This is a genomic window from Oribacterium sp. P6A1 (assembly GCF_000702885.1).
GTDB lineage: Bacteria > Bacillota > Clostridia > Lachnospirales > Lachnospiraceae > Oribacterium.
Genome location: NZ_JNKO01000053.1, coordinates 1 through 7,534, shown reverse-complemented (window position 1 = coordinate 7,534; position 7,534 = coordinate 1). Strand labels below are relative to the sequence as shown.

General features: G+C 40.2%; 7 protein-coding genes. 2 read left to right on the top strand and 5 right to left on the bottom strand.

Features of this window, described 5'->3' with window-relative positions:
* On the bottom strand, nucleotides 1-493 hold a 493-nt coding region (locus T515_RS15380), incomplete at its 3' end, for a hypothetical protein (RefSeq protein ID WP_036613142.1).
* Nucleotides 494-737: 244 nt separating this feature from the next.
* On the opposite strand from T515_RS15380, the gene T515_RS15375 reads away from it, so the two are divergent.
* Nucleotides 738-2,831, top strand: coding sequence for an FAD-dependent oxidoreductase (locus T515_RS15375; protein WP_036613141.1), 2,094 nt, complete (start codon nucleotides 738-740; stop codon nucleotides 2,829-2,831).
* A gap of 217 nt (nucleotides 2,832-3,048) precedes the next feature.
* On the opposite strand, the gene T515_RS15370 is transcribed toward T515_RS15375, so the two are convergent.
* A complete protein-coding gene (locus T515_RS15370; RefSeq protein WP_036613140.1) occupies nucleotides 3,049-3,699 on the bottom strand; it encodes a 4-carboxy-4-hydroxy-2-oxoadipate aldolase/oxaloacetate decarboxylase in 651 nt (216 codons plus the stop codon).
* Nucleotides 3,700-3,724: 25 nt separating this feature from the next.
* Nucleotides 3,725-4,900, bottom strand: a complete 1,176-nt coding sequence (gene gltS / locus T515_RS15365; protein ID WP_036613138.1) for a sodium/glutamate symporter — start codon at nucleotides 4,898-4,900, stop codon at nucleotides 3,725-3,727.
* Between the two features lie 200 nt (nucleotides 4,901-5,100).
* Here gltS and T515_RS15360 point away from each other — a divergent pair, with 200 nt between their 5' ends.
* Nucleotides 5,101-6,021, top strand: a complete 921-nt coding sequence (locus tag T515_RS15360; RefSeq protein WP_036613137.1) for a LysR family transcriptional regulator — start codon at nucleotides 5,101-5,103, stop codon at nucleotides 6,019-6,021.
* 299 nt (nucleotides 6,022-6,320) lie between these two features.
* Here the strand turns inward: T515_RS15360 and T515_RS15355 are convergent, their stop codons facing one another.
* Nucleotides 6,321-6,890: an NUDIX hydrolase gene (locus T515_RS15355; RefSeq protein WP_081832864.1), complete on the bottom strand. Its 570-nt coding sequence runs from the start codon at nucleotides 6,888-6,890 to the stop codon at nucleotides 6,321-6,323.
* Between the two features lie 143 nt (nucleotides 6,891-7,033).
* Nucleotides 7,034-7,534, bottom strand: a 501-nt coding sequence (locus T515_RS15350; RefSeq protein ID WP_036613135.1) for an IS200/IS605 family accessory protein TnpB-related protein, incomplete at its 5' end; no start/stop codon positions are given.

Sequence of the window (7,534 nt, the reverse complement as noted above, 5' to 3'; positions counted from 1 at the left end):
TACCTGTGATCATCTTAAATCTGACACTAAGATAATCCGGGTTATAGCCATATTTTTCAGCAACTTCAGCCAGTGTGCATTCATTAAAATGATCTCCCATATACTTCATGAGTTTTCCAAAACGATTCTGGGAAACCATGGTGCTGTTCGGAACGATTAATGAGTTCTCTCTGGCACGGTCAAGCTCAGTAACGATTGCAACCAGTAAAAGGTGCATCATTTTCTCATGATGAGAATCGGTTTGCTTTAGTTCCTGTTCCAATGCACTAAAGGCAACAAGCACATTCTGGTCTTCATGACAGGAGAAATACAGGTATTCATTATTCTCTGATTCATCATGTATAAAATCATAAATAATACGGCAATCTGCAATCTGGGAGACAAAAAGCCCGTCAAAGAACTCACGCCGGATTGAAAGGACACTGAGATTTGATCCTGTATCACAATTCCATCTGATATTCTCACGGCTTAGTATCAGATCACCCTTACTCATAGTGAACCTGCGATCTGCAAACATAAGGGCCGTTCTTCGTTCTGCCCGCAATATAGTGAAGAAATCTGTTATTCCTTTTCCCGTGACATTTAAAGTAATTTTATTCATACCCTTATCTTATCATACTTCTAGCAATCCAACTAAGTTATGAGAACATTTTAACCAAGATAAGGGCATTGTTAAAGAAATCACACATCAGTAAACTTGTTTATATCTATTAATTATTCCAAAGAGGGATGTCAAAATGAAACGTAAGAATTGGAAACTTCAAGGTCTTGGAGGAATGGTTGCTTTTTCTCTCGCATGCAGCTCACTTTCAGCATGCTCGGCGACTTCTACACCTCCGGTAAACACTACAACTTCTGCGGCTGCAACAGAAAACGGATCAGCTTCCACGGAAGCAACAGATGCAGCAGCACCAGAAACAACTTCTGTATCTTCATCTGCCGTCACTGACGGAACTTACAGTGCTGTAGGCACCGGTTTCAGTAATGGAGAAGTACCTGTTACCATTACTGTTGAAAACGGCAAGATAACAAGTGTTGATATTGATGCTTCAACACAGACAGACGGATATGGAAAAACTGCCGCTGACGGACTTGCAAAGGAAGTTGTTGACGGTCAGACCTATGATATTGATGTGGTTTCAGGTGCCACAATGACACGAAATGCTGTTTCAGAAGCCGTTAAGGAAGCAATGTCTGAAGCCGGATTTGATGTTAATTCTATGGCCAAAGAAACTGCATCCGGTGAAACTGAAACAGTGGATACTGATGTTCTCGTTATCGGAATGGGTGCATCAGGTTCCCTGGCTGCATTAAAGGCGGCAGAATCCGGGGCCTCTGTATTAGGTGTTGAAGCAACAGAGACCCTTGGAGGCATGGGTAATGCTGCACAGGGTATGTTTGCGGTAGGCTCTGTTGAACAAATTGACCGATACGGTGAAAACGGAGAACAGACAAATGAAGAGTACTGGTTTAACCACCTCATGGAAAGAACTGATTATCTTGGTAATGCCTCTCTGATAAGTCGTTTTGTTTCTGAAGCAAAGAATACAGTGAGTTATATGCTGAATCATGGTGTAGGATTCTTCCTTTCCAAGCAGGCACAGCAGATTGCACATCTTGACGACGAAGTTGTTTACCATAGATGGAACAATGCTGATCCATTCAAATATATTGGTGAATCCCTTGAAAGAAGCGGTGTTGAAATCCGTTACGGCACAACTGCTACTGAACTTATAATGGATGGTGAAGGTTCTGTCACAGGTGCAAAGTGCACTACAAGTGATGGCGGTACACTGATAGTTAATGCAAAGTCCGTTATCATGTCTACCGGTTCCTTTGCCAATAATCCTGAACTTATGAAAGAAACACTCGGTGAAGAACTTTACAACAATTCCATGGTTTTGGCAGGATCAAAACTCCCTGGACTTGAGATGATGTGGGATATCGGAGCTGCAAAGGGTGAACTTCTTACTATGAACCATGGTGTTGTAACTCTTAATGCCGGAGATGAAATCGTTTCCCAGTTAACATTGAACAGTCCGATCCTCTGGGTGAATGGTCGCGGCAAGCGTTTCATGAATGAGGATCTTCTTAAAGATACTGTTGAATTCTCCTCTGCAGTAGCTGCACAGGGAGGTGTTGTATATACGATTGTTGATCAGACTACTGTCGATCGTTGGACAGACGAATCTCAGGAGAACACCGGTACATGGGTACATTACTGGGATCGTTATGGCATAATCGATGAAAACGGAGATCCCACAATATATCATGCCACTGTTTCCAAGGAAGACTGGAATAAAGGTTTTGAGCTTCTCACAGAAGCCGGAGAAGGCGGAGTATTTGATACAATAGAAGATGCTGCAGCATTCATCGGATGCGATGCAGACGATCTAGAGGCAACAATAGCTAAGTACAATACAGCCGTTGAAACAGGTGAGGATACAGAATTTTTTAAGACCAAAGAATCCCTTGTTTATACCGTATCAGAAGGCCCATACTATGTTACAAAGGGTCATTCAGGCATCCTTGGCGCATTAGGCGGTGTCAATACAGATGAGAACCTCAACGTTCTGAATGAACAGAACAAGACAATAAGGAACCTTTATGCTACAGGTAACAATGTCTCCGGCATCTCTATTGGCGCATACCAGAATGTTGAAGGTGTAGGCCTTGGATTCTCTCTGACATCCGGAAGACTTGCCGGTGCTGCAGCTGCTGAAAATGCAGGCTACACTGCTTCGGAGGACACCATAGAGCTTACTGAAACAGGCAAGGAAACCATGAAAACCGCAACAGAGCGCGGTATGGACGGCAATCTGGAACATTAACGGAACTGCCTGCAATAATCTGTAATTAAAAGGTATATGTAGGGGCTGTGAAAAATGATATCTCATTTTCACAGCCTTTTTTTCTATTTGATTATGAGCTTTGTCATTCCGCCTTACTTTTGGAAAAAGATCAATGAAGCTGATAACAACAGTCTCTGTGCATCCTTCAAGGGATGCTGCTATCTGCTCAAATGCATGTATTTAGTATACCACTGCATCATCCATATGTTTTGCTTTTAATCAACTCATCAAATTTATATATTTCAAGGGTGGTTTTCCCTGATTCAAGTTCCCGAATAATCTCCTTCTCGTGCTCGTATTTTTTACACGCTTTTTCAAATACCTCATCTTCTACGTTTTGAGGAACAACAACTATACCATCACAGTCTCCAAATATGATGTCCCCCGGATTTACCTGCACTCCTCCACAACTTACAGGTATGTTAAGCTTTGCAAGGCTCTCCTTTACCGTCCCTGAAGGATTAAATCCCCTGGAAAAAACCGGGAAACCAAGCTCACGTATATCCTCTGAATCACGGCAGCTTCCATCTATCACGACTCCGGCAAGTCCCCGTAACTTACATGCGGTTGCCATTATGTCGCCAAAGTGTCCTGCCTCAGAATAGCCGTTAAGATCCAGCACAAGCACATCCCCCGGCTGCGCTCCGTATATTGCCTGATGAAGTGCCAGATTATCTCCCGGATAGCACTTTGCAGTATAAGCCCTTCCTATCATTTTCATTTTAGGACTTACGGGTTTGATGCCGGTATCCATAACACCCTGATTTGATACTGTATTATTATTATCAGCTATATTCCCTGTAGGAAGTTTTAAAAGGTCATTTCTTATTCTTTCTGTGAGTTCCATGTTTATTCTCCATTCGTATATTCGATCACTTGAAACAGTTTATGAAAAATGTGATGATCAATGGGTTTGTAATATTTATGAAAATAACTGTTACAACCGGGAGCACAAACCAGGCGGTTGGTGCAGGACCATTTTTCTCTATGACTGCCGACATATTGGCAACAGCGTTGGGAGTCTGTCCTAATCCTACTCCACAGTGTCCGGCAGCCATGACCGCTGCATCATAATCCCTGCCTGTGGTATTAAAGGTCACAAAAGTAGCCCACAGGGCCATTACGATTGCCTGAGATATAAGTATCACAATCATCGGAAGTGCAAGGTCAACAAGTTTTGCTATATCAAGTGACATAAGAGCCATGGAAAGGAAAAGATTAAGGGCAATGTTTGATATGGTATCAATTTCATGCATCCTGAGGTCGATTCCTCTTGCATCCGCAATATTTCTCACCAACGCTCCTCCGAAAAGGCAGCCAACGTAATAAGGGAATGAGAGTCCGGTCAGCTTAAGTGCCGCTGAAATATAAGACCCTATAAATGCAGCAAGAAGAAGCAGTAAAACACTGTCAAACAGACTCTTTTGATTCAGTTCAAAAACCTTCTTCTTTTCTTCAGCCATCGACTGTCCTGAGCTCTTAAGATCATATTTTTTTATAAGACGTTCCGCCACAGGGCCTCCGGTAATACTTCCAAGAAGCAGTCCAAAGGTTGCTGCCGCAACACCTATTGTTGTGCCACCAACAGCTCCCAACTCTTCAAGTGTCGGTCCAAAAGATGCTCCGGATCCTACGCCACCGGACATTGAGATGGATCCCATTGCGATACCCAGAAGTTTATTGATCCCGAAAACCTGACAAAGTCCGACTCCCACCAGATTCTGAACAAATAAAAATATCACTGCTCCTACTGCAAGCTTTGCTCCAAGTTTTCCTGATTTTTTCAGCACAGCAAGACTACATGTAAAACCTGTTCCTGTAAAAAACAGGTTCATAAAGAAATCCTGCAGAGTATTTGTCATCTCAATAGTAAATAAACCTGTACTCTTACCTATAAAAATCAAAATACTGCATATCAAACCACCAATTACCGGTGCCGGAATAAAATATTTCTGAAAAACAGCAACTTTACTCTTTATATAACGTCCAAGCATATAGACCAGAACTGCAAGTCCCGTCGTTTGAATCAGATCAAATTGAATTGTCATATCTATCTCCCTTTTTACACGTAACATTTTCTACTTTTTGAATAATTTGAACCGGTTCTTTATTTTCTATGACTAATCTACCATTCGGAAAATAAGTTGTAAAACAGATATATTTGATTTAATATATCGGTAAATCAGATATTTAATCCAATACTATTTCATCCCCACTTTTATATTTTAAATTTGTTTTGGAGATTCTAATGACTTACGAACAGATAGAAACATTTCTTATCGTTGCAACTTATAAGAATATAACCGCTGCGTCGAAATACCTTTTTGTATCTCAATCAACAGTCTCTTCCAGACTTCAGCAATTAGAAGACGAACTGGGCACGCCTCTGCTTATCCGTCATAAGGGGCAGAGAAATGCAGAACTGACAAATTACGGCTTGGCATTTATCCCTATCGCAAGTCAATGGGCATCACTTTGGAAAGATACACAGCATCTTAAGTCCATTCCTGATATAAAATCATTGAATATTGCAAGCGTTGATGCTGTTAATAACTACACATTGGTCCCGATGTTTCAAAAGCACCTTGAAGATCATCCCATGGTCAAACTTTCGATCATGACCTACCATTCCAATGAGATATATTCCCTGGTTCAAAACCGTACAGCTGACATCGGTTTCGCTTTTTCTTCCATTTCTTATCCTGATGTCATTACAATTCCTGTTTATAGGGAATTAATGTATTTAATTTGCAATAAGAAAAGTAATTACGGAGACAATATTTCCTGTAAGGATCTCCCCGTAGAAAAAGAGATATTTCTTCGGTGGGGGTCAGACTATCAACAGTGGCATGACAGACATTGGAGTCCAAGTGTATATCCTCTGATATCAGTTAACACAGGCTCTATGCTCCAGCGGTATCTGGATTATCCGGATAATTGGGCAATTGCACCAATGTCTGTAATTCAGGGTGCTATGCATTCCAATCCAGAACTGACTTTCCACAGTTTAATGGAGCCACCTGCTCCAAGAATATGCTATGAAATTAAGAATCGTTTTCCGAATGTCGCACTATTGGAACCAATTGAACTTCTTGAAAAAGAACTTCAGGAATTTATCGAAAAAGATGAAAGCATCTGCTCATTTGAAAGCTGGATGCTTAATAGTTGAGAAACGAATGCATATTTTGGCATGAATACAGAAATAAAACAGGTTATCGAACTCTTCAGTATATAAAACTCTAACTGCTAATTTTCCTCACTGAAAAAATAGTATTTTTTTCCTGACGCCAGGGTATCGTACATAATATCGATAAACTCAGTATTCTTTACATACTTATGAATTTGTATAGAATGATGAATAATCATTCTGGGTATGTTTCGTTTTAATATCAGATGACACCAATAAGATGAGTGTCACACAAATAATTCCGCTTAAAATACATCCTACCATTTTTAAGATTTTATTCATTATTTCTCACTTACAAAACACCTAATAGGTCTGTCGGTCTTTATGTCATTATTTAACTCTATAGGAAAGCCTCTTTCATCCGTGATGTCAAAATATTCTTCTATAGTTGTTCTACAACCATCCTCGTTATTACATCCCTCATTATTCACTGTAGTCTTTTCAGGAATAGGGTACATCAACGCAACATTTATGATATGTCCGATGTTCTGATCTCCAGCAAAGCGGGTCCTGTCCGTAAAATCATGATCGAGACTAAGCCATTCAAGTGGATTTATCTCTTCCCGAAGATCAATATCCTTCTCAAGGATCCCAACATATATTTCAAGGACAAATTGCTGGTGATAGTAGGTGAAATCCATTAAACGATACAGGTCTATATCTTTTTCGCTTATTCCGGTCTCTTCCTGAAGCTCACGGTATGCCGCTTTATCAGAGGACTCTCCGGGTTCAACCTTTCCGCCTGCAAAGTTGTAAAGACCCTTATAAGGATCTTTCATTCGTTTGCAAAAAAGAACTGAATCTTTTTCTTTATTGAATACCACTATGCAGTTAAAGTGTTTAAAATCCATATATTCGTTTACCTTTGAATAATTTGGTGTAAATGCCTGAAACAGCATTTATATAATTCGCCATCCTACGTTATTGTTTTATTCATCAATGTTAATTAATATTAAAGAACTTTGATAAATAAAATATTTATTAGTCAACGAGCTTACGCTACGTTTACTCTAACCGGGTGTAACGCAACACCCTCTATCCCTTCTGCAAACGCATTAGGGAATACCTTCATTAGTATCTGATACGAGCCGTTTATATCGGCGTTTATCTTAATACCATTATTACTTACAAATAATCCTCTTGAGACCCGTCTTGACTTATTGTAATTAGCTTTTACAGGTTCTTCTTTATCCAGGAAGCTTGTACCGCTTGTATAAGACTCTTCCTGCAGGATTACATTTAATCCTATGTCCTGAGCTTTGTACTGTACCATCTCTATAAACCGCTTTTGAGGTATCCCTACAAAAGACTGATTTACGGCCTTGCTGAGTTTGGAATCCTGTTTCCACTCTTTATTATGGCCGACCACAATAGTATTTGTTCCCATGGAAACCGCATACTCAATGACATATCTGCTTGCTTTATGCATATAGTCATCAATCTTGTGATTACGTTTTCTCGTTAGAGCAGCCATTTTGTTAGTAAAATCAGAATC